The following is a 21,900-nucleotide window of genomic DNA, read 5'->3' as shown; positions in this document are numbered from 1 at the left end:
TTTATCAAAGCATACTGATGCAATTATTTATCTCATTCATAGAAAACCTTTTAAATTGCTGCCCGCCTATCAGCTTCAGCAAGCGTGACTCTGAGATGGTCCTGCCAGAAAGTTTTGAAGCCTTTCTGATCAGGGAAGCAGCTGCACCGGTCAGTGGCACAGGTATTTTCATGAGGCTGCCATACAACTCTGCGTACTTCTCACTGTATTTCTCGTATACTTTAAGCAATTCCGTTTGCCGTTTGTTTCCGCCAGTTCCCGTTTTATGGCTTTCATGAAAACGATACATGGATAAACAATCCGCCAATGCAAAAAAGGCGATTCCTTGTTGTTTTGCCCGCAGAAACCATTCCCAATCAAATCCGAAATGAAGATCTTCCTGCAAATCTCCCAACGTATCCCAAACAGTCCTTGTCCAGAACGATGAGGGTTGTATAATAAAGTCGTAGTTCTCCAGCAGGGAATGAGCCTGTTCATACACTACATTGCTGCCATAAGAAGTAATGCCTCTGTGATCTTTTTTAAAATGCATGCAATTGCCAAACCAGATCCCTCTTTCGCCTGCGTTATATTGTTTTGCCATTAACAATAAAGCTCCTGGCATATACATGTCATCGCTGTTCAACCAGGCCAGGATATCTCCGGTAGCACGGGCGAATCCCTTGTTGATCGCATGGCTCTGACCACTATCACGTTCACTTACCCAATAGGTGATTTCCTGTTCGTATTTTTTAATCACCTCTACGGAGCCATCGTTGCTCCCCCCATCCATAATTATATATTCCAGGTTAGGATATTTTTGTCCCAGGACAGACAGGATTGTCTGTTCCAGGAATTGTGCCTGGTTATAAGATGGAGTAATTATGGAAATTTTGGGATATACACTCACGATTTATAGAAAATGGTATTAACAAAAGTATCTGCATGGATGGTATACCCCTGAGCCAGGATCTTGTTAATAAGGTGCTGATCTTTTACGCCTGTCCCATAGGAGTATGTTTCCACGCAGATGATACGTGGCGCATGTTTTTGAAAATCGATGGAATCAATAATGATCTCATCCAATCCTTCAGCATCGAGGAACAGAATGACCGGAGCCTTTCCCTTCAGGTGTTCTTGCACGACGTGATTGTATGTATCTACTTTTACCGACACTTTAGCAAGCAACTTCACTCCCTTGCTTTGAATGCGAACGGCCTCTTCATCGGAGAGTGTATTATACACTGAATCCTCAAATTTATAATAAGGCAGTTCACCCGGAGATTGATGGATCCCGACATTTAGGTTTACATCTTCCGGCCGGTGTTGTGCAATAAAGCTGCAAAGCGCAGGATCGGGTTCGATATTGATGCCCCTGATACCCTGTCTGTATAAGAGTGCTGTATTACTGAATTTATAAGGGTGGTTGGCTCCTATATCCAGGTAATTAACCTCCTTTATCTGAAGAAGGGATAACAAAGTCAAAATGATACTATCCTCGCCGTATTGAGAATAAGAAGTTAAAAAATGATCGGTGTTACCCGTCATTCTATTGAGCTTTCCAAGAATTCGCCTGATCATTTTCGAGTTAATTTATGGTTGTCCTATCCGCATAAAAACGCCGTCCATCTGGAGCAATTCGTCTGTTTGTTCGTTCATGTATCCCGAATCTACGAGGCACAGAGTAAATCCCTGCTGTTTCAGGAAACGGATCATTTCATCATATAGTTTTTCGCCTTCGTACAGTTGGCGGAGTGACATTTCCAGCTGTATACCCTTGACCTGCTCCAGTTTTTTTCCGGCACCGATCAACACTTTTTCTTCAAAACCCTGCGCATCTATTTTAAGAAATATATTCCGGCCTTGAATGTTCAAACTATCCCATACATGATCGAGTCTGAAGACCTTAATGGCGATCTTATTGACCACACGTGTTGCAGGAATGGCATCAACAGTTTCCTGCTTTAATTCCAGCAGAGAACTACTGTATGAATTTTCAGAATAATTGATCTCCGCATCTCCGTTCTCATCCCCTAAAGCATAATTGTATGCTTTCCAGGTAAAATCCTTTGCCTTCCTTTCTATTTCAGCAAATTCATTCGGCAGTGGTTCAAACGAGATGATGGATCCTTTAAATCCCCCGCTCAGTGTTTGCGTTGCATACTGACCCGTATTGGCACCAACATCCAGGATCGTATTGATACCATATCTCTCCAGGATACGCAAACGCTTGCGAACAAAAAGTTCTTCGGACAGCAGGTAGTCGTTCTTTGGCTGCGGAGCGAGTTTATTGATAATTTTTCTCAACATATTAGTTGACCTGTTTAATAGTAGCATTCAGTTGCACTGAACCGTAATTCCAACTTTGTTGTAAAGAACGGTTTTCTTCAGTCTCTTTGACGATCTCAAAACTCAGATGATCTTCTATTCTATCGTAATATTCAACATTGGGTCTCGTCACATCAATGTTCAAAAGATAGTTGCCTATCGCAAAAGTATTTACATCGACAGTGGCTATGATCTTATTGTCTCCGTGTACCAGATTCACCTGTTTTTCATAGTCGAAAGTTCCGATCGAGGCAAATCCAACAGGCACTTGTGTAAGTGTATAGAATCTGAAATCGATGGACACAGGCATTGAGCTCTGAATATTTGAACGGATATACAGTGTTACAGTCATCAGATCTCCGTTCACGCGTTTATCTATTTCGGCGTGTGTTACGGAAATATCTCCTTTCGGTTCTTTTGTAAAAGTGTTATTTGTGCCTTCAGAAACGTATCTGTCAACCACTTCGTCAATTCCTCCCTGCATCACCAGCTTCCCCCGTTCCAGGTAAATACCTTTATTGCAGAGCTGTTGAATTGCGGAGATATTATGACTAACAAAAAGCACCGTTCTACCCTGGTTTCGGCTGACGTCATCCATTTTCCCGAGGCATTTTTTCTGGAATTCTGCATCACCTACTGCCAGCACTTCATCGACGACAAGAATTTCGGGTTCCAGGTGGGCAGCCACCGCAAATGCGAGTCGGACATACATACCACTGCTGTATCGCTTTACAGGCGTGTCCAAAAAGGTTTCTACTCCAGAAAAATCCACGATCTCATCAAACTTCGCTCTTACCTCAGCTCTGCTCATTCCGAGAATGGCGCCGTTGAGGAAAATATTTTCTCTGCCGGTGAGTTCCTGGTGAAAACCCGTTCCTACTTCAAGCAACGATGCGATCCGTCCATTGATCTCTACCTTACCGTGTGAGGGTTCTGTAATTCTGCTCAAAACTTTGAGCAATGTACTTTTACCAGCACCATTCCGGCCAACGATACCAACCGCATCACCACGATTGATAGAAAAATAGATATCACGCAATGCCCAGAACTCTTCCCGGCTGACGTTTCTCTGTGATGAGCCAATCCAGCTTTTGATATTCCTGCCGATTGCATCACGAAGCGTCGTATACTTACCCGAAGCTTCATGAGAGATGATGTATTTTTTCCCAAGCCCAGAGACCTTTATTATGGATTCGCTCATTTAAAAAACTAAATTAGATCTGCAAAATGTCTTTCCATTTTTCTGAACTGGAATATTGCCAGTACAAGTAACAGTAAGATCATTGCCATGGATATGTAAAATGGGAAATTAAGAAACGGATTGGGGGCGTCTGTCACGATACTCCACCGGAAAGCGTCAATCACACCCGCCATAGGATTGAGATAGTAAACCCATTGCAGATGTGAAGGGATAACTTTCAGGGCCTGCTCGCTTGTTATGCCAACAGGAGAAATGAATATACCAAACTGCACCATGAAAGGTATGATATACCGGAAATCACGATACTTGACATTCAATGCGGTCAGGTAAAGACCGGGACCAAATGAAGCCAGGAAGGCAAGGATCCAGAATAAAGGCATCAGACAAATCCTCGCCGGGGGAGCATACCCATAGAAAAAGAACAGAACGATCAATATACAGAACGAGATAAGAAAGTCAATAAAGCTGGTGATCACTGAGCTTGCCGGGATGATCATCCTTGGGAAATATACTTTGGTGATCAACCGTTCATTTCCTACAAGACTATTACTGGCTTCTGAAAGACTGTTGGCAAAAAACAACCACGGAAGCATACCCGCAAATACGATGATCGGATAAGGAACAACGCTGGTAGTTTCAAGCCTTGCTACTTTACCAAATACGAATGTAAATACTATCATCGTAAGCAAAGGTCTGAGCACAGCCCAAAGTACTCCCAGAGTAGTTTGCTTATACCTGACTTTGATATCTCTCCAGCTCAGGATATAGAATAATTCCCTGTAGCGCCAGATATCTTTCCAGTAATTTTTCCTTGTTTTACCCGGTTCAATAACAATTCGAAAACTCATTTACCGACTGGCTATTTGTTGAAGATAAGTACCATACCCACTTTTTTTCAGCTGCTCTGCGATAGCCAGCAATTGATCTTTTGACATGAAGCCATTTCGGAAGGCGATTTCTTCTATACAGCCAACTTTATAACCCTGCCTTTTTTCAATAACCCGAACGAATTCGCTCGCATCACTCAAAGAGTCAAAAGTACCGGTGTCCAGCCAGGCAGTCCCCCGGTCCAGCACTGAAACTTTTAACGTGCCTCTTTTCAGATATTCTTTGTTCACATCAGTGATCTCATACTCACCACGTGGAGAGGGTTTTAGCTCTTTTGCTATTTGAACTACGTCATTATCGTAAAAATAAAGTCCCGGTACAGCAAAGTTAGATTTTGGGTTCACCGGCTTTTCTTCGATTGACACGGCTTTATTTTCCGAATCGAATTCAACCACTCCATAGCGTTCAGGGTCAGATACGTGATAGGCAAAAACATACCCGCCTTCTATGTCAGATAGTTTTTTCAATTGAGTACCCAGGCCTGCGCCATAGAAGATGTTGTCTCCCAGCACGAGCGCAACCTTATCATTTCCAATAAAGGATGCCCCGATAACAAAAGCCTGCGCCAGTCCATTCGGAACTTCTTGAATGGCATATTCAAAATGGCACCCTAGCTGGCTTCCGTCGCCCAGTAATCTTTTGAAGGAAGAATTATCTTCAGGAGTAGTAATGATCAGCACTTCGCGAATACCGGCCATCATCAGTGTAGATAATGGGTAGTATATCATCGGTTTATCATAAATCGGCATCAACTGCTTTGAAATAGCCTTGGTGATAGGGTAAAGACGGGTACCCGAACCGCCGGCCAGGATTATACCTTTCATTTATACGCTTTTGAATTTTGGATAGAAATAAGCATGTTATAAGTTATAATCAAGCTGAATACTGATTATCATAATACTGCTGGTACTGCCCCGACGTTACATTTTTCAGCCACTCCGTATTATCAAAATACCAGTCGATCGTCTGCTTCAAACCTTCTTCGAATGTCACGCTTGGCTTCCAACCTAACTCTTTGTTGATCTTAGTGGCATCTATTGCATATCTGCGGTCATGACCTGGTCTGTCTTTAACATAGGTGATAAGCTGTTCGCTTTCGCCCGGCTGACGACCAAGTTTTTGGTCCATTTGCGCGCAAAGCAGTTTTACCAGATCAATATTTTTCCATTCATTAAACCCACCGATATTGTAGGTGTCTCCATTTTTGCCTTCATGAAATACCAGGTCAATAGCAATGGCATGATCTTTCACAAAAAGCCAGTCGCGGGTATACAAGCCATCTCCGTAAACCGGAAGAGGTTTTTTATTGATCACATTATTAATAAAAAGCGGGATCAGCTTTTCCGGGAAATGGTTCGGGCCGTAGTTGTTAGAACAGTTGCTGACGACCACAGGCAATCCATAAGTATCGTGATAAGCACGAACAAAATGATCACTGGCGGCTTTTGACGCGCTGTAAGGTGAGTGCGGGTCATATCTTGTTTCTTCCGTGAAAAAGCCGGTGTCACCAAGGGCTCCGTATACTTCATCAGTGGACACATGATAGAACCGTTTGCCGGAGAAATCATCCTTCCAGAAATATTTTGCGGTATTCAGCAGGTTGACCGTACCGATCACATTCGTATAAACGAAATCAAGAGGGGAAGCAATAGAGCGATCTACATGGCTTTCCGCGGCAAGATGTATGACAGCGTCCGGTTTATGCAGGGTAAAGATCCTTTCAAGATGATCAGTGTCCAGGATATTACATTTCTCAAAATGGTAGTTGGCATTATGCTCGATATCCCGCAGGTTCTCGAGATTACCCGCATAGGTAAGCGCATCAAGATTAATGATCTTATAATCAGGATATTTTGTTACAAATAACCGGACAACATGCGAGCCGATAAAGCCTGCTCCGCCTGTAATGATAATAGTTCTGCTCATACGAATACTTTAACCGTATTTTTTGGATAAGAGTTTATTTTTGTGCCGCATACCAGTCATAGGTATGCCTCAATCCTTCTTTAACGCTTACGGAAGGATTATATTTCAACAGCCTGCGTGCTTTGGAAATATCCGCAAGGCTGTGTTTTACATCTCCATTTCTTTCCGGCCCATGAATTGGCTGCAGGCTGCTTCCTGCCTGTTCCCGCAGATTTTCGAACAGTTGCAGCAATGAGGTCTGTTCGCCGCAGGCAATATTATAGACCGTATTTACCGCCTCCGGCTCCTGGGAGAACAATGCCGCAATATTAGCTTGCACAGCATTGCTGACATAGGTAAAGTCCCGGCTATGACTACCATCACCGTTAATAACCGGTGCCTGATTGTCAATTAATGATTTGGCAAATAAAGGGATCACGGCAGCATATGGTCCATTGGGATTTTGCCTTGGGCCGAAAATATTAAAATAGCGCAGGCCTATCATTTCGATATTGTACAATGATGCATAAACACCTGCGTAGAGTTCGTTCACGTATTTGGTAACAGCATAGGGCGACAATGGCTTACCAATACGGTCTTCCACTTTTGGTAAACCGGGATGATCACCGTATGTAGAGGAGCTTGCGGCGTAAATAATACGCTTTACTCCATTGTCTTTAGCCGCCGTGAAAATATTGAGCGTTCCTCCGATGTTCACAGCATTGGTTGTCAGCGGATCGGCGATTGAACGGGGGACAGAGCCAAGGGCTGCCTGATGCGAAATCAGATCGATCCCGGTGCAGGCGCGAACACAATCGTCCATGCTCCTGATATCTCCATTCAGGAATTCAAACTTCGGCAGATGCCCAAGATGCTTCAGGTTGTCCTCTGATCCGGTCGCCAGGTTATCAAGTACGCGTACAAGGCTTACGCGGTCATCCTTAAGCAGCGCATCTACCAGATTAGACCCTATAAAACCCGCCCCTCCTGTTACTAAAATTTTCACTATACTGTTTTTCTTGTTTACTTCTTTCTGCCAAATAATCTTCGGACCCCAATTTTTCTTAAAAACCGGTTCAGTACTGAAGTCCTGGGCTCATCCTCTTCGTAATAGGTATCCTTCCCCCCTTTATGTCCATAGCCGTATGCGTAGCGGCCATATCCATAATATCCATATCCAGGCTTCAGTTTTACGTCGTTGATCACGATTGATACCTTTGGCAGCTTTGATTCTGTAAACAGTTCATCAACCAGCACTATCTGCTTCTTATATGTATGTCCCTGACGCACGATGTAGAGGGTGCAGTCAGCATATTTCCCAAGGGTCATGGCATCACTGACCATTCCGACAGGTGCGGTATCGATCACGATCACCTCAAAATTCTCGCGCAGCCATTTGAACATTTCGTCCACCTTATCATCCAACAGCAGTTCCGATGGGTTTGGAGGAATAGGTCCGCATGGCAGCACAAATAGATTTTCCTGTTTTGGGACCGGTATGATTACATCCTTCAGAGCAGCCTGACCCAACAGGTAATTGGATATTCCCGCGCTCTTGGGCATACCCAGCGATGATAGAATTTTTGGTTTTCTGATATCAAACTCCAGCACAACAGTCTTTTTCCCGGTCAATGCCATTACACCGCCCATATTGGTACTGACAAAAGATTTTCCTTCGCCGCTGAAAGAGGAAGTTACCATGATCACAGGTCGTTCCACCTTATTTAACACGTACTGGAGGTTTGAACGAATGATCCTGAACTGTTCTGCCACCATACTCCGGCTTGACTTATTGACAACGAGCGTGTCTGCAACGTATGAGTGTCCTACTTCGCCCATGATCGGCGCTTCGGAAATATTTTCAATATCAGCTCTGGTAGTGACTTTATCATTGAGCAGCTCCATGGCGAAGATCAGCAGCGCTGGTAAGGCGATTCCGATCAGCAGGGCGATCAATTGGGTTGTTTTCCTGTCAGGCTTGACTGGCTGATCATTCAGTGGCGCGTGATCAATGATCTCCGAATTCGAAATAGTGGAAGCCCGTGCGATAGCAGCTTCTTCCCTTTTTTCTTCGATCAGTGTATACAATGCAAGCTTCGTATTGATCTGCCGCTCCATTTCAACATATTCCTTCAACTTGAATGGAAGCGACTGCAATCTTTGTTCCTCTACCCTGCTTCTGCTGCGCCAACTGCCTATGGTGGATTGATAGGCCTTTTTGATATTGTCAAGATTTTCGACCAGCCCCTGGCGGACCGTTTCGATGGATCCTTCAACCTCTTTGATAGCCGGGTTCGCCGGCGGCATGCCCGCATCTATATAAGACTGCCGCTGAAGTTGCAGCCTGTTGTAGTTCATCACGAGTTCATTCAGCGTCCTGTCTTCTATTGTTAGGGATGATGGCGTGACCTGGATGTACCGGTTATTTTTATCCCTGAGATATCCCTGGATACTCTCCGCTTGCATCAGTTTGAATTGCCCTTCTACTGTTGCTTTATCCGCCTCGCTTACTTTGGCGAAGAAATCACCCAGCTGGATATTTACATCGATCAGGTTATTAGCCTGTTTGTAACGCAGAAACCTGATCTGCAAAGTGTCCAGCTCCCGTTCGAGGATCTTAAGACGTATATCAATAAACGATAGTCGCTGGTCTGTGGAGTGGTTATTCTGCTCAAGGGTCATTGAATCATACTCGACCATCAGCGTATTGACAATATCCGCAGCTTCTTGGGCATTCGTTGTCTCATAGCTGATCGACAGGATATTGGTGCCGGGAGTTTTGGGCATGATCCAGACGGTGTTGGATAGAATGGAAGCTACATTCAATGTAGGCTGCCAGTTTACCGCGTATTCCGCATCATCAGAAAAACTATAGCCGGTCTTAATCAGTTTAAATATGCCGAACTGATTCTTAAACTCCTCCTGGAAATTATGCCATTCAGTTCCCTGATCCACCTGGAACTTGTCACCCTGGAATACAAAATGCATCGTAAACCCCCGGGATGAATCCGCGATCTTTATGGGCTGTAAAAAGAACGGCCCCTGGCGGTATACGTTAAGCTCTTTGATCTTCCCCTTTACGGTGTAACTGAATTGCAGATTCAGTTTATCTACAACCCTGGTCATCAAAATCCGGGATTTCAGTACCTCAATTTCATTTTGCAGGTTTGAATTTGAGTTGGCGCCACTTAAAATGGTTTCAACCCGGTCTCCGCTCTGTGGTGCTTCTGTTTTGATATTCATGCTCCCGGTGGTCCGGTAATAGCTGGTCGAATATCGGAGATACATGAACGCTACTAATAACGCCAATGCAACAGACAACAGGAAAAAGGGTAGAAAACGGACGTACTTGTAAAATACATCCTTAACATTAAGGCCGAGCGCCTCGCTTTTCTTTTTATTCTTCTGGGGATTCATCAAGGAAAGGTTGATGGTCTTCTATCTGAAAATATTGTAAAGCACTGCGATCGCAGTGATCGCACTTAAAGCAAAGCTTGCACGGCGAAGATTCAGCTCCTCATTGGCCATCTTCTGTCGCCTGGAGGACGGCTCAACCATCACCACATCATTCTGCATAAGGTTATAGTAAGGAGATTCAAACGCATTGGATGAGGAAAGATCGATCACTCCGATCTGGCGTTTCCCATCCACTTCACGCAGGACTTTCACTTTATCTTTCAATCCAAAATCATTTATTCCTCCTGCCAGACCGATAGCCTGAAGAATAGTTATTTTTTCGCCGGGAAAGTTCAACAGACCCTGGCTGTTCACTTCTCCGAGAACCGTAATTCTCATGCTCATAAAGCGTACTATAACAGATGGATTCGTTAACACCGAATCGTTTTCATTGATCTTCTTTTTGATCAGGTCTGCAAGCTGAAGCTTGGTCAAACCTTCTGCGTGTATTACGCCGATCCGGGGATACTCAATGTTACCATTCACGTCAACGAGAAAACCGCTCTGCGCTCCCGATGCATTTGCCCCGCCGGGTAAGTTGTACATCACATCCGATACCTCGGGTTTGGTGCTCCTGCTGTAAACCTGGATGGATAGCTGATCATCTTTCTGAATGACCAATTCGGGATAAGGAGTTCCTTTACCTGTTGTATCAGTTACAGAGTGGAAATAATTTGGAGGCAACTTATTTGATGCACAGGAAGACAGGTAGACAAGAATGACAGCAAATATTGGGAAGCGAAGAAATTTCATTGAACCTCTTTTAAAAAAAATGTGTTTATGTAAAAGTTAGTTTGGCTTTGTCTATATGAGCTACCAATACATAGCCAAGACTGTCTATTGCCACTTTGACTGTTTTGTTCTGGACACTGACCACTTTGCCTTCCTGGTCCATCAGAGGGCCGGTAGTCACTTTAACCCGCTGATCCACCTGAATGCTCAACGATTCCACTTCAACATTCTCATGTTCATCAAGAAAACGTTTGATGGCCTGGATCTCTTTCTCTTTTATGACCGCAGGCTTGCCCTCCCAATATACAAAATTGATAACGCCCGGGGTCATGCGCACGGCTGTTCGGTCCTCCTCAGACACTTTTACAAATACATAGGATTTGAACAAAGGCTCCTCGATCATCTTCACCCGGTCACTCCACTTCCGTTTGACTTTGTTCAAAGGACAATAACTCTCCAGGCCTTTTTGCAAAAGCAACTGATTGACTTTTTTTTCCCACCTGGGGCGGCTGTAAACCGCTAGCCATTTTCTTGTCACTGGTTAAATCATTTAGCGTCACTAATACAGGTGTGGGCATAGCTTCGCCTGCTCAGTCCCACAGGAATGTTTCGCGTTCGCGCACCTGAAAACGGCAAATTGTTAAAAAAATTACCGCAGTTATCACAAATATAGTGGAGAACGGGACTGGTAAATCAATAAAAAAGACAGATTTTGAACGATTTGACCATTCAGATAGAACAAATAAATATTTTAACTTATGTGAACAACTGCCCGCATCACCGCCGTTTTCAAATCCTGCCCGTATCAACTCAACTTTCCTATTTTTATCAAAATAATTACTGCTTGAATCAACGATTCTATTCACTCGACGTTTTTCGTGGAGCTACTGTTTGCCTGATGATCCTGGTCAATAATCCCGGAAGCTGGGGGCATATTTATCCACCACTCGAACATGCCCCCTGGCATGGGATCACCCCAACAGACCTGGTCTTTCCTTTCTTTCTCTTCGCAGTTGGAAATGCGATGGCCTTCGTAATGCCAAAGCTGGAAGCAGCCGGCGATGCGGTATTCTGGAAGAAAGTGATCAAAAGAACACTGATCATCTTTCTGATCGGGCTTTTCCTCAACTGGTGGCCTTTTGTGAGATGGCAGGATGAAGAATTGCGCTTTATCCACTGGGTAAATCCGGCAGATCCGGCAAAAGGTGTCAGGATCATTGGCGTGTTGCAAAGGATCGCTTTATGCTATTTTTTTGCCTCTGTCGTTGTTTATTACCTGAAACCACGGAAAGCTTTCTATGCAGGCCTGCTTTTCCTGCTTTTCTACTGGCTCCTCTGCCTGCTCGGCAACCCCGCTGATCCGTACAGCCTGACAGGCTGGTTTGGAACTGAATTGGATAAAAGCGTTCTGCATGTGGCACATATGTATAAAGGGGAAGGAATTCCTTTTGACCCGGAAGGTCTGCTTAGCACCATACCCGCTATTACTGAGGTGATCTTGGGGTACATGGTCGGAAACTATATCATTCAGAAAGGGAAGTCATTTGAAATGGTCACAGGCCTCTTTGTTGCCGGCGTGGCAATGCTGATCACCGGCTGGTGCTGGGATATGGTATTCCCTATCAATAAAAAGATCTGGACAAGCTCGTACACCATCTATACCTCCGGCCTTGCCACGGTCACCATCGCGACACTGATCTACCTGATCGAACTGCGGGGGATCAGGGGCGCACTCGCCAGGTTCTTCGATGTATTCGGTAAAAACGCATTATTTGTCTTTGCTTTAAGCGCGTTCTTACCAAAAGGATTGGCATTGATCCGGCTTGATAAAGGCGTGAATCCCTGGAATTTTCTCTATACCAAAGTATGGGTAAATGTGCCGGGAGATCCCCGACTGGGTTCTCTGCTGTATGCATTATGTGTCATCCTCTTCATGTGGAGTATTTGCTGGTGGATGGATAAGAAGAAGATCTATGTGAAGGTGTAGGGCATGGAACGCAGATGACAGACTGCCGACAATGGCGCTCTTGTATTGGCCAACACTCTTGTCGCCCTGCCCGCAGTGTTTATCCCCAAGCGGCAAGAACGGTAAGAAAGTCCGGGGCAGAGCATTTTTTTCATGGTTTGCGATGTCTGCCATCGGAGAAAAAAGCCCGGAAATTAAATGAGGGCCGGGGCCCGAAGTCTTTCCAGCCAATAATGAATCCAGCAATACCCTTATGCAGCACACCAGAATAAAATTGGGAAAGACATAGAACTGGGGGATGACGGATCCGCTGAAGATGGTCACCCATTTCCGCATAAGCCTTATCGCGAAATTTGGCCTGGCTCCTCGCATGATTTTTGTATCATGTAACATGATCATACAATGCAGAAAACATCCTCTACTCCAGGGCAGATAAAAAAATTTCGCTGCCCGGAGATTGCCAGTACTCTCACGGAACCTTTCCCTGATGTTTCCCTGATATTTTCCTGAAGTTCAGGAGAACATTACCTGAAGTTCAGCTGAAGTTCTCCTGATGTTTCCCTGATGTTCTCCTGACGTTAACGGGACATATATCCATGGTTTCTCTATATCCGATGTACTTTCACCGTATGCTTTGCCCAACGGAAACCATACCGGGATTGTGCCGATAACTGACAATGGACCACTGACCCGGGCTCAACTATAAACGCTACCGCAACTCCGGGCAGACCTGTGAGTTCAAGGATTTCCGCGAAATTTCACTGGATGGTCGATAGTCGATGACCGCATTAGGCTTGAAGCTATTGCTGCCGGTATAAGTTATTGCGCCTAATAGATCATTGTATTCCCGGCCATCGGTCATCGGTCATCGGCCATCGACATACTGTAGTAGGCCCTCATTGACTTAAACGACATGAATATCTTGCCCACCTTTCTCATTCAACAAGTCAATGATCTTCTGTTTGTCTTCCAGCGAAGTTTCCAGCAAAGTGATGCGTTCGTTCAGCTGTTCGATCATTTCATCTTTCGAAAAGTGAGGGATTGGCAACTCCGGCTCCGGGCGCAACATCTCTCCCTCCCCCGTCAACAACCAGATAAAATCAAGGTCTGTATAATAATGATAAATACGGTACAGGATCTCTGAGCCCACAGAACCTTTCCCTTTCAATTGCTTCTTCAGATACCCATTGGCAACATCAACACTTCGTTCGAAGGCATAAGCAGTTATTTTCTTAAAAGCCAGGTAGGTAGCAAGCCGGTCAACAATTCTCATAAAAAACATTTTTTTTCGGTGAAAAAACAAGACAGGAAAATGCTGCAGCCATAAGAGGAATCATAAATTGCAGCTGTTGTCTATACGTTGCAAGCTATTTCACACAAGCAGGAAGACCGCGAGGTTTTCCTCATTTTGTCCGTCTTTTACACCGTTATTGGGACCGAAAAAAACATTTTTGAAGACGGATTTTACGGTTACTCTATTTTTTGCGTATAGATTGTCCCGACACCTTAGACGTTTTTCTATGTTAAGGGAGAGATTTTTCCGTCAGACAGTAGCTGTCTGCCGGAAAGCCTGTGCCGGATCGTTCCCGATCCGGGCATTTTCTCCGGGCCCGGTTATCTGGGATAGTGGTTAATACAGATGGCGACATGACTGTTTTATCAACCCTATTATTCATTCAAAAAAATATTATATGAATACCCTGGAAGGATTGCCATTGCATAGCTATTACAAAAATTTACAGGCAACGGAAAAGAAGAAGTATGCCTGGAAAATTCTACACGAGTTCTTTGAAGCATTTGATGAGGAAGGAGCTCAGGAAACATTATGGTTTATGTTGTCCGCAGCGATGAAGCTTGAATCAGAAGAAGTTGACGGCAAGGAAAGAAGCAACATGCTATTCTTTTATGATTACAGCATGGCTTTTTATAAAGCTGTTCATTTCCTGTATCAGGAATATCATCAACGAAAAGGAGACCCTGTGGAAGATATCAGCTAAAAAAAGGGGGAGCAATGGCTCCCCCTTTTTACTTTTAATCTCATACAACATAAGTCCAATTTATCCCGACTGACTCCCCAACTGTCTTACACGTTCTGTTTTACCATAATGCGGTAAGAATAGTATTAAAGCCGTCAGGATAAGCGCGCCTGGTTTTAAGGGACGATCAGGACAGATCTCTATTCTCCACTTACCTCAGCATCTTTCTTCGACTTCATCCAGGGTTTTGGCGCTGTTCCATCCATCTTTACAATTTTCGGAATAAACTTTCCGACGATATCCACGAGGTTTTGTTGAGACTTCATTACAGTATGAATATCCTTGTAAGCAAATGGTGCTTCATCCAGACCTCCTCCAAGTAATTTAACTCCATGTTTTGCCAACTCCTCTTTCAATGCATTGTGAGTGATGGACTGCATTGCCCTTGTACGGCTCATTAGTCGCCCTGCCCCATGAGCAGCAGAGTTGACAGCAGCCATTTCCCCTTTACCTTTCACGATAAATCCATCGGCAGTCATAGAACCAGGAATGATCCCCAACACGTTTTTCCCAGCGGGAGTTGCGCCTTTCCGGTGAACGATGACGTCTTTGCCTTCCCATTGTTCTTTCCATGCAAAATTGTGGTGGTTTTCCACACGTTTTACCGGCTTTCTTCCCAGTTGCTTTGCGATCTTATCATGGATCACGTGGTGACATGCAGAAGCATAATCACCTGCCAGGTTCATTGCCATCCAGTATTCGATCCCTTCCTGCTCATCCATCCCCAGCCAGGCCAGGTTATTAGCTTCACCAGGCAGTCGCCTTTTCTGTTTTGCAATTTTGGTAAAATGATTTGCAATGTTCGCACCAAGCGCTCTCGAACCAGAATGCGACAATAATCCCAGATAAGTTCCCGCTTCCACACCGAGCACTTCATCCTTTTCAGGGATCTCTACTATACCAAACTCTACGAAATGGTTACCAGAGCCAGAAGAGCCCAGTTGCTTCCATGCCCTTCCGTGCAGATTCTTGAGCAATGGCAGCTCGGAAAACGCGACGCTATCCATTACTTCATGATTTTCCGCCTGCTTAAATTGAGCACCGCTTCCAAACAAAGTGGCTTCATGAAGTTCTCTTGTATAAAAAGATTCTTTCTGTACAAGTTCCTTCGGATCAATATCAAAAATGCTCAGACACATCCGGCATCCGATATCAACACCAACGCCATAAGGGATCACGGCATTTTCTGTAGCAAGCACTCCCCCGATCGGCAGTCCATAGCCGGAATGAGCATCAGGCATCAACGCTCCGGCAACTGCTACCGGCAATTTTGCTGCTGTATACATCTGATGCATAGCGCCCTGTTCGATATGCTCAGCTCCGAAAACATTAAACCGGACCCCGGTCTGATTTAAAGACACCTCCGCGCCTTCGGCCGGCTCCTTTGGAATCAATTGCTCAGCAATCAACGCCAATACCGCATCATCCATATATTCAACCGGTGCCGCGAGCACCTGCTTTAAAATCTCCATCGCATCTTCTTTTGTGTGATGTTTATAATTCTTTTCCATCACGTTCATCGCTATGCTGATCACCGGCCCTTGCGGGTAACCGATAGCTCTTAATTCTTTTCCTTCAATTTTTAACTTTCCCATTGGTAGTTCTTTTATGATCAACGGATGTTTCAGATCAGCTGACCATGATAAAAATATTCTCTTAATTCAACCAGTAACTTATTCAATCCATCCCTGTCAGGCATATCGGGCAACCCGGAACGCTGATAAAGACCTGCCAGACGGGCTTTAAGACCCTCTGCTTTTGCGATCAACTCTTCGTATTCAAATTCCCCGGACTTTACCGACAAAAGAAATTCCCTGTCGGGCCGGAGCACATTGATCTTTCTTTCTTCAGCGATCTCCTTTGCCATTAACAACAGGCGGAACACATGCATCATGTTCTTCGCATCATATTTCCTGCCATGTTGTAATGTATTGGCATACCGACCCTCATTTCTTTTCAGCAACCACTCCTGGTATTCATTTAACTTTTTGCAATGAACAGAATAACCGTCCCTGTTAAAGCTTAATAAAGCAACCGGGCTCTCTCCTGCCGGGATATTACTTACGCAAACTTCATTCGACTCCTCTTTTCTCACGATCCCCTGGTAAACATGATCAGCAGAGTGATACAGGTTGAATCCATCCCGCAAATGCGGTACTGAAGTGAGACCCAGATCTTCCTGCTTCCAGCCTTTTAAGAAAAGAAAGTCTTTAACCGGCACCGTCTTCCCGTCAATGTATACATAACAGAAATCGAGTACCGATCTACGCTCTCCATCCATCGGATTCAGGATCTTCTTTTCCAGCCCATGAGCCTTCCTGATCTGAGTGTACGCATAATTGGCAAATGTTTGCTCGCATTGCCTGGAAAGTACAGCCTGTACGTCGATGCGATCCATTACTGCGTGCCTTTGCAGCACAAAACGTTCATCGATGCCGAGCAATTCCAATATGTTTGGATTACTCTTTGCCAGCAATTCGATAAAGCGGCCCAGCTCAAAATACACTATATCATTTGTCTCGTTTGACACCTGCGGCGTATATTCCAATGAATAGAACAACGCTTTGGGTAAAACGAATACACCCCGTATATCTGTGTCTGAGCCGGCAGTATCGAGTCCGTACGAACGGCTCCCAGCAATAGCTTCAAAGATCAGCCACCCATTTTTCTTTATATCATCTACTGTCAGTTGCATTGAGTTGTTTTATAAAAAACTGATCCAGTTTTTTGTAATCTTCCTTGTTTACTGTTAACAGGTCACCTTTGCCAGATACCGCTCCAAACAAACGGGTGATTAAACTCCGTTCGTCTGGATCTGCCGGATGCAGATATGACTCATTCAATTCCGCCTTTTGCTTTATCAACCTTCGGATCATTGCACGATCGCTGTCAGACAGATAGATCATCAATCCTTCAATATGCATTGGCAGCATCCGCGCATCATTCAGGATCCAGTTGCAGGAAAGCAATGATCGCAACAGATAAAAATAGCTTTTCAATTTGAATGAGCTCTTACCATCTATCTCTTCATTGAACCTGACGGCCTGGTTAAAGTGATGAAAATATACAGCCTTTGCTGAGTAATACTGCTCTGCCAGATGGTGAAACTCCTGCTTAAAATCCGCCTCTCCCATGTATTGCATCGGAGATTGAAACCGCTCTATCAATGCTGTATTCGATCTCTTCAGCAGTTTGAGACTTTTACGAAGATCCCAACCGGTCATGTCCAGGTCTCCGTCCATCGACTCAATTGAATCTTTACGATCTCCCAAATGTAAATACCAGTCCTTTGAGTGACGATACAAAAAACGTATATCATAATCACTGTCCGGCGAGGGAAATCCCCATGCCCGGCTGCCCGTTTCGCAGGCATACAGGATCGTTATGTCATGTAAGCGCTCCAGTTCCCGGAGCGCTGTTGCTATCAATTCCATTTTTTAATCGTCTTAAAGTTGTTATGTTTTTGGCGCCACAAAAAGTTGTTTCAACTGTTCTACCAACAGACCGTTTCCGCCTAGATTTATATGGCTTACTTTTTCAGCTATCTTTTCTACATATTCCATTTCTTTCAGCTTCCACAACATGGCGTTCTCCTCCATTAGTTTCGCAGTATTCAGCAAGCTTCTTGTGCTTGCCGTTTCTTCCCTTCGCATGATGCTGTTAGCCTGTGCTCTTTTTTCAGCTACTAACACCTGGTTAATGATATCTTTCACATCACCCGGAAGGATGATATCTCTGATCCCGAATCCCAATACGGTTACACCAAGATTTTCCGCTTTTGCCTTTACCTGTGCCAGAACGGAAGCTGAAATACTTTCTTTTTTCTCCAGCAACTCATCCAGCGTAAAACCTGCAACATACTCCCGTACCGCTAGCTGAAAAGATACGTACAATTGCTTATCGTATTCTTTGTTATCCAGCACGGCTTTTTGAAGATCGGTCACTTTGTACTGAGCCCATGCGTTCAACCTCAACGCGGCTTTATCCTTGGTCAGGATCTCCTGGCCATTGATCTCAAGCTGCTGTTGTCTTTTATCAACGCGCGCGGCATTCACAGGAATTGCGTTATTCCACCAGTAATAGACACCGTTTTGCAGGATCCGGTCGAATTTGCCATCAACGAATAAGACAGCTTCTTCATGGCTTTCGATGGTCACAGACCTTGTAAAAGGTGTAACCTGCCGGGATACCAATACAGTACGGTCGATATACTCAGGAATATCTATTTTGCTGATATCCGCTTTAATGAATTCATACGGGTTCATGCTCTTCCAGAATGCATATCGTCCTGCGGTTAAAACTTCCTTCAACAGTCCGTTTTGATATTGCAACGCGATCTCGTGTCCTTTAACATCCACTATCGTCAATATGTCGGCCAGCACTCTGTCCTGCAAGAGTATATCAAGTTCTATCGGAGCGATAAATTGTTTTGCAATATCATAAACGATCACAACCTCATTCTTCCAGAACCAGTATTTTCCTGTCAACAGCATCCGCTGATACCCTCCATCTTTGAACACGAGGCCTACCTGGTAGGCATTTACTTTAACTCTTTTCATATCCTTTTTTTTAAGCTGTTAATAAAAATGGCTGATGCGGTAATTCCACCCTGTCAACACGGAGCTTATTTTTCAAAACATCATCATTAGCTTTAGAAAGATCCAGCCGGTTGAATTTTACCACCTGATCTATCATTTGCGATTCATAATGTTTGATACCGATAAGCCACTGGTGCATCCCTGGTTGTTTGTGAAAGTTTATTTCCAAACCGGCATGCCGTATCAGCCAGATCCACCATTTTTTCAGAAGTGGTGTACTTCCCTTTTTTGATGAAGCATTTCAAGTGCTTTGCGTTCGACCGCTCCGCCATCCCGTTTATGGGAGTGGGATTCGAACCCACGATCAATTAACTGTTGCTCTACCCTTGAGCTATCAGAACTCGTCTGAGAAGGATTCGAACCTTCAACACACAGATCCTGGCAGGAAAGGTTTGCCTGAGAGTAACAGTATACAGATCGCTACTGCGTCCGCACTATGGTGTTTTAAAGAAACACACATCCCGGGTTATTTCTCAGGGAAACCAATTCCTGTCTTGCCGTAAGGCAAGTCTTTATGGATGCAAACATCCCGTTATTTCAGTATCACCCCTACGGGATTCGAACCCGTACTTTGCTTTCGCAACAGGCCGGCTATAAATGCGCTTCCTTACTTTGAAAGATCATTTCAGTGCAACTGCAAACTCTGTCCATCCGAAGACGGCTTAATCCGGCCACTCCGCGGCTATAACTTTTCCCGCAGCACTTCCTTTTATGCTAAGGAGTGATACTAAGTAATGTCTAATTCATCATTGACTCAGTTCGGCGAAAGCCGATCACTTCCACTTTTCGAAGGATCTCTGTCACTTCATTCTGGCTGGTGATTTCCGCCAGCGTCATTGGTTGTGACACGGCAGAATCGTAACCCAGACTGAGGGAAAGCGCTTGTGCTTTTGCAGCGGTCAGCTTTCCAAATTCATACCTCGCGATCAACCTCCCCTTTCTCATCAACGCCGGATCGATCAGGTTAAGCGAACTATTAAAGGTGCAGATCACCTGCACATTCATGCAATCACTCAATAGTCCATCGCTTATATTGAGAAGATTTGATACCGAAGAGTCACTATTAAATTTCCGGTCCATCATGATGTTCTCGGCATCCTCAATCACTAATATCGAATTAGGGTTATCGATCAGCAAATCGATAAAATCCGGATTCATCAGATTACCAGCAACTGACGGTGACACAAAGAGTACTTTCTTTTTTATCGTGCCGACCAGGTGTCGCAGGTATGTGGTCTTTCCTGTTCCCGGGAGGCCGTGTAGCAAGACAATACCCTTATCATTCTGTGTTGCCAGCCGTTGTTTGATCACCTCATCAATAGCTGCAAAATCATCGTTATAGTATAAGCCAATATCCAGCCTTGTCGGCTTGATCGGCATGCGCTTTAATTCAAGCCCACGAGAATTGGCTGTGATGATATTGATCTCAAAATCTTCCTCCTTCTCCGGTAGACGAAACTGATTCAAAGTTTTGATCAAATCATCCGCCCATTGAAAGCAGTGGGATGTATAAAGGATCGTAACCCAATTTCCGCTAAAGGTGATCATTCTTTTTCCTGTCAGAATCACCAGTGTATCATTAAACTCCTGTACATTCCTGTCCCTGTTAAAAGACGAAGCCTGATAGATATCGATTATCGCTGATTGATGGTCATTCCTTAGGTACTGCAATGCCTTTGCAGTATCTATCTCATCAATATCGCTCGTATTGGGCACTTGCTTAAATTGATGCAGGAAAAATAAATTATCGTTCAGGTAACCATGCTCGAAGAAGATACTTGCGGATCTCTTCAACCTCATACGCCGGTATTGTTTTGCGAGATAACCTGATATTCCCGGGGAATAGATCAAAAATATCAGCATCCCGAATATTCCTGCTATTATTACTGTTTCCATTTCTTTTTCGTTTATTGAACTATTTTATTAGCACAGGCAGAACTTGCAAATGCCGCTGGTTTTGCCTTGAACTCAAAACCCATTCCGGTGATGTAACCCATTGCCTCTTTTAATGCATGGTTACTTTTAAAGTCGGGATTGGTGTTGATATCGGCATGTACTTCCATGTCTACATTGTACAAAGTGAATAAGCGGTTCAGTTCGTATGCCACCTCAACGCTTTTACTTACTTCCAAAAGCATCCGCTCCTTTACAGTCATCTTAACCCCGCTGATTGCTTCATTGATATACATAAATCCGCCCTTACCTTTTCTGACAAACACGATAACAGTTGCAAACTCAGTCCCACGGCCTTTTACCTGGCTATCGGTACCGATGCACACCTTCAGTTCATGTCCCATTGTTTTCTCCCGAACGATCGCATCTCTGATCTCATCCACGAGTGGTTGCATGATTCTGGTGCCATCCAATTTTCTCCATTTTTGCTGATCCTGTTCCATGTCATCGTGTTTTACTTGTTATGTCATTACCTTATTCATGTCCTGTTTTAGATCTTTATTCTGATAGATTCAATTCATCGAAGCCGTACTGATCCCAACATGCATAGTTTTAGTACTGCTATCAATCCTGATTGTTGACCCGGAGAGGCTCGAACTCTCAACTCCCAGTGTATGGGACCGGTACTCTGACCAATTGAGTTACGAGTCAATCCTACTTTTCATTTTTTTAAAGCGTCCCCGTTGCATCTCACGGGGAGCGCTTATTCCTCCTTCTGCAACTAATCTCTTATCTCAATGCAAATTCTGCAGGATGCAATGACCTCTCTCTAGCTTTGGGATCATCTTCAGCAGACTTATTTCTTCTTTTGGTAGCGATCATTTCTCCTACGAAATGAATCGCCAGTACTATCAATAA

General features: G+C 44.3%; 21 protein-coding genes and 1 tRNA gene. 2 read left to right on the top strand and 20 right to left on the bottom strand.

Annotated elements, in window-relative coordinates:
* Window positions 1-4 precede the first annotated feature (4 nt).
* Genes LZZ85_RS06765 through LZZ85_RS06715 form a run of 11 tightly spaced genes read right to left on the bottom strand, consistent with a single transcriptional unit; the run spans window position 5 to window position 11,027 of the window.
* A complete protein-coding gene (locus tag LZZ85_RS06765; RefSeq protein ID WP_237869956.1) occupies window positions 5-889 on the bottom strand; it encodes a glycosyltransferase family 2 protein in 885 nt (294 codons plus the stop codon).
* Window positions 886-1,560: an FkbM family methyltransferase gene (locus tag LZZ85_RS06760; protein WP_237869954.1), complete on the bottom strand. Its 675-nt coding sequence runs from the start codon at window positions 1,558-1,560 to the stop codon at window positions 886-888. Before LZZ85_RS06760 ends, LZZ85_RS06765 begins: the two co-directional genes overlap by 4 nt.
* A 12-nt stretch (window positions 1,561-1,572) precedes the next feature.
* A complete protein-coding gene (locus tag LZZ85_RS06755) occupies window positions 1,573-2,289 on the bottom strand; it encodes an FkbM family methyltransferase (protein ID WP_237869952.1) in 717 nt (238 codons plus the stop codon).
* Between the two features lies 1 nt (window position 2,290).
* Entirely contained in the window at window positions 2,291-3,508 is a 1,218-nt protein-coding gene (locus LZZ85_RS06750) for an ABC transporter ATP-binding protein (protein WP_237869950.1), read from the bottom strand.
* A gap of 8 nt (window positions 3,509-3,516) precedes the next feature.
* Window positions 3,517-4,356 carry an ABC transporter permease gene (locus tag LZZ85_RS06745; RefSeq protein WP_237869948.1) on the bottom strand — a complete coding sequence of 280 codons (840 nt, stop codon included), beginning with the start codon at window positions 4,354-4,356 and terminating at the stop codon, window positions 3,517-3,519.
* Entirely contained in the window at window positions 4,357-5,220 is an 864-nt protein-coding gene (rfbA, locus tag LZZ85_RS06740; RefSeq protein WP_237869946.1) for a glucose-1-phosphate thymidylyltransferase RfbA, read from the bottom strand.
* A gap of 49 nt (window positions 5,221-5,269) precedes the next feature.
* Window positions 5,270-6,322 (bottom strand): dTDP-glucose 4,6-dehydratase, encoded by a 1,053-nt coding sequence (gene rfbB, locus LZZ85_RS06735; protein ID WP_237869944.1) that lies wholly within the window; start codon window positions 6,320-6,322, stop codon window positions 5,270-5,272.
* Between the two features lie 34 nt (window positions 6,323-6,356).
* Window positions 6,357-7,307: an SDR family oxidoreductase gene (locus tag LZZ85_RS06730; protein WP_237869942.1), complete on the bottom strand. Its 951-nt coding sequence runs from the start codon at window positions 7,305-7,307 to the stop codon at window positions 6,357-6,359.
* A 17-nt stretch (window positions 7,308-7,324) separates the two neighbouring features.
* Window positions 7,325-9,718 carry a GumC family protein gene (locus LZZ85_RS06725; RefSeq protein WP_237869940.1) on the bottom strand — a complete coding sequence of 798 codons (2,394 nt, stop codon included), beginning with the start codon at window positions 9,716-9,718 and terminating at the stop codon, window positions 7,325-7,327.
* Between the two features lie 21 nt (window positions 9,719-9,739).
* A complete protein-coding gene (locus LZZ85_RS06720; RefSeq protein WP_237869938.1) occupies window positions 9,740-10,510 on the bottom strand; it encodes a polysaccharide biosynthesis/export family protein in 771 nt (256 codons plus the stop codon).
* Window positions 10,511-10,535: 25 nt separating this feature from the next.
* Entirely contained in the window at window positions 10,536-11,027 is a 492-nt protein-coding gene (locus LZZ85_RS06715) for a UpxY family transcription antiterminator (protein WP_349291735.1), read from the bottom strand.
* Between the two features lie 306 nt (window positions 11,028-11,333).
* On the opposite strand from LZZ85_RS06715, the gene LZZ85_RS06710 reads away from it, so the two are divergent.
* Complete coding sequence (locus LZZ85_RS06710; RefSeq protein ID WP_237869934.1) at window positions 11,334-12,476, top strand: acyltransferase family protein; 1,143 nt, start codon at window positions 11,334-11,336, stop codon at window positions 12,474-12,476.
* A gap of 883 nt (window positions 12,477-13,359) precedes the next feature.
* Here the strand turns inward: LZZ85_RS06710 and LZZ85_RS06705 are convergent.
* Window positions 13,360-13,728, bottom strand: a complete 369-nt coding sequence (locus LZZ85_RS06705) for a hypothetical protein (protein ID WP_237869932.1) — start codon at window positions 13,726-13,728, stop codon at window positions 13,360-13,362.
* Between the two features lie 418 nt (window positions 13,729-14,146).
* Between LZZ85_RS06705 and LZZ85_RS06700 the strand changes: the two genes are divergently transcribed.
* Window positions 14,147-14,452 (top strand): hypothetical protein, encoded by a 306-nt coding sequence (locus LZZ85_RS06700; protein WP_237869930.1) that lies wholly within the window; start codon window positions 14,147-14,149, stop codon window positions 14,450-14,452.
* Window positions 14,453-14,631: 179 nt separating this feature from the next.
* Here LZZ85_RS06700 and LZZ85_RS06695 read toward each other — a convergent pair whose 3' ends face one another.
* The 8 genes from LZZ85_RS06695 to LZZ85_RS06660 all read right to left on the bottom strand — a co-directional run bounded on the left by LZZ85_RS06695 (window position 14,632) and on the right by LZZ85_RS06660 (window position 21,693).
* Window positions 14,632-16,086, bottom strand: a complete 1,455-nt coding sequence (locus LZZ85_RS06695; protein WP_237869928.1) for an RtcB family protein — start codon at window positions 16,084-16,086, stop codon at window positions 14,632-14,634.
* A gap of 29 nt (window positions 16,087-16,115) precedes the next feature.
* Entirely contained in the window at window positions 16,116-17,186 is a 1,071-nt protein-coding gene (locus tag LZZ85_RS06690; protein WP_237869926.1) for a DNA polymerase beta superfamily protein, read from the bottom strand.
* Window positions 17,167-17,925, bottom strand: a complete 759-nt coding sequence (locus LZZ85_RS06685; RefSeq protein ID WP_237869924.1) for a nucleotidyltransferase domain-containing protein — start codon at window positions 17,923-17,925, stop codon at window positions 17,167-17,169. Before LZZ85_RS06685 ends, LZZ85_RS06690 begins: the two co-directional genes overlap by 20 nt.
* Window positions 17,926-17,946: 21 nt before the next feature.
* Complete coding sequence (locus LZZ85_RS06680; RefSeq protein WP_237869922.1) at window positions 17,947-19,050, bottom strand: slipin family protein; 1,104 nt, start codon at window positions 19,048-19,050, stop codon at window positions 17,947-17,949.
* Window positions 19,051-19,060: 10 nt separating this feature from the next.
* Window positions 19,061-19,228, bottom strand: a complete 168-nt coding sequence (locus LZZ85_RS06675; RefSeq protein ID WP_237869920.1) for a hypothetical protein — start codon at window positions 19,226-19,228, stop codon at window positions 19,061-19,063.
* Between the two features lie 599 nt (window positions 19,229-19,827).
* The gene (locus LZZ85_RS06670; RefSeq protein WP_237869918.1) at window positions 19,828-20,985 is read right to left on the bottom strand and encodes an AAA family ATPase; all 1,158 of its coding nucleotides are present in this window, start codon (window positions 20,983-20,985) and stop codon (window positions 19,828-19,830) included.
* 11 nt (window positions 20,986-20,996) lie between these two features.
* The gene (locus LZZ85_RS06665; RefSeq protein WP_237869916.1) at window positions 20,997-21,485 is read right to left on the bottom strand and encodes a ribonuclease H-like YkuK family protein; all 489 of its coding nucleotides are present in this window, start codon (window positions 21,483-21,485) and stop codon (window positions 20,997-20,999) included.
* 134 nt (window positions 21,486-21,619) lie between these two features.
* A tRNA-Met gene (locus LZZ85_RS06660) sits at window positions 21,620-21,693 on the bottom strand.
* Window positions 21,694-21,900 lie beyond the last annotated feature (207 nt).

Origin of the sequence: Terrimonas ginsenosidimutans (genome assembly GCF_022012415.1) — a bacterium.
Taxonomy (GTDB): Bacteria; Bacteroidota; Bacteroidia; order Chitinophagales; family Chitinophagaceae; genus Terrimonas_A; species Terrimonas_A ginsenosidimutans.
Note: the sequence above shows the minus strand (reverse complement) of the source record. Positions and strands in the feature narration are given on the sequence as shown.

What these genes read in the sequence shown, in the direction of transcription:
- LZZ85_RS06700 (WP_237869930.1), top strand. Translation starts at nt 14,147, where the DNA reads ATGAATACCCTGGAAGGATTGCCATTGCATAGCTATTACAAAAATTTA.
- LZZ85_RS06760 (WP_237869954.1), bottom strand. Translation starts at nt 1,560, where the DNA reads ATGATCAGGCGAATTCTTGGAAAGCTCAATAGAATGACGGGTAACACC.
- LZZ85_RS06695 (WP_237869928.1), bottom strand. Translation starts at nt 16,086, where the DNA reads ATGGGAAAGTTAAAAATTGAAGGAAAAGAATTAAGAGCTATCGGTTAC.
- LZZ85_RS06750 (WP_237869950.1), bottom strand. Translation starts at nt 3,508, where the DNA reads ATGAGCGAATCCATAATAAAGGTCTCTGGGCTTGGGAAAAAATACATC.
- LZZ85_RS06665 (WP_237869916.1), bottom strand. Translation starts at nt 21,485, where the DNA reads ATGGAACAGGATCAGCAAAAATGGAGAAAATTGGATGGCACCAGAATC.
- LZZ85_RS06675 (WP_237869920.1), bottom strand. Translation starts at nt 19,228, where the DNA reads ATGCACCAGTGGCTTATCGGTATCAAACATTATGAATCGCAAATGATA.
- LZZ85_RS06720 (WP_237869938.1), bottom strand. Translation starts at nt 10,510, where the DNA reads ATGAAATTTCTTCGCTTCCCAATATTTGCTGTCATTCTTGTCTACCTG.
- LZZ85_RS06725 (WP_237869940.1), bottom strand. Translation starts at nt 9,718, where the DNA reads ATGAATCCCCAGAAGAATAAAAAGAAAAGCGAGGCGCTCGGCCTTAAT.
- LZZ85_RS06690 (WP_237869926.1), bottom strand. Translation starts at nt 17,186, where the DNA reads ATGCAACTGACAGTAGATGATATAAAGAAAAATGGGTGGCTGATCTTT.
- LZZ85_RS06755 (WP_237869952.1), bottom strand. Translation starts at nt 2,289, where the DNA reads ATGTTGAGAAAAATTATCAATAAACTCGCTCCGCAGCCAAAGAACGAC.
- LZZ85_RS06685 (WP_237869924.1), bottom strand. Translation starts at nt 17,925, where the DNA reads ATGGAATTGATAGCAACAGCGCTCCGGGAACTGGAGCGCTTACATGAC.
- rfbB (WP_237869944.1), bottom strand. Translation starts at nt 6,322, where the DNA reads ATGAGCAGAACTATTATCATTACAGGCGGAGCAGGCTTTATCGGCTCG.
- LZZ85_RS06680 (WP_237869922.1), bottom strand. Translation starts at nt 19,050, where the DNA reads ATGAAAAGAGTTAAAGTAAATGCCTACCAGGTAGGCCTCGTGTTCAAA.
- LZZ85_RS06745 (WP_237869948.1), bottom strand. Translation starts at nt 4,356, where the DNA reads ATGAGTTTTCGAATTGTTATTGAACCGGGTAAAACAAGGAAAAATTAC.
- LZZ85_RS06705 (WP_237869932.1), bottom strand. Translation starts at nt 13,728, where the DNA reads ATGAGAATTGTTGACCGGCTTGCTACCTACCTGGCTTTTAAGAAAATA.
- LZZ85_RS06670 (WP_237869918.1), bottom strand. Translation starts at nt 20,985, where the DNA reads ATGGAAACAGTAATAATAGCAGGAATATTCGGGATGCTGATATTTTTG.
- rfbA (WP_237869946.1), bottom strand. Translation starts at nt 5,220, where the DNA reads ATGAAAGGTATAATCCTGGCCGGCGGTTCGGGTACCCGTCTTTACCCT.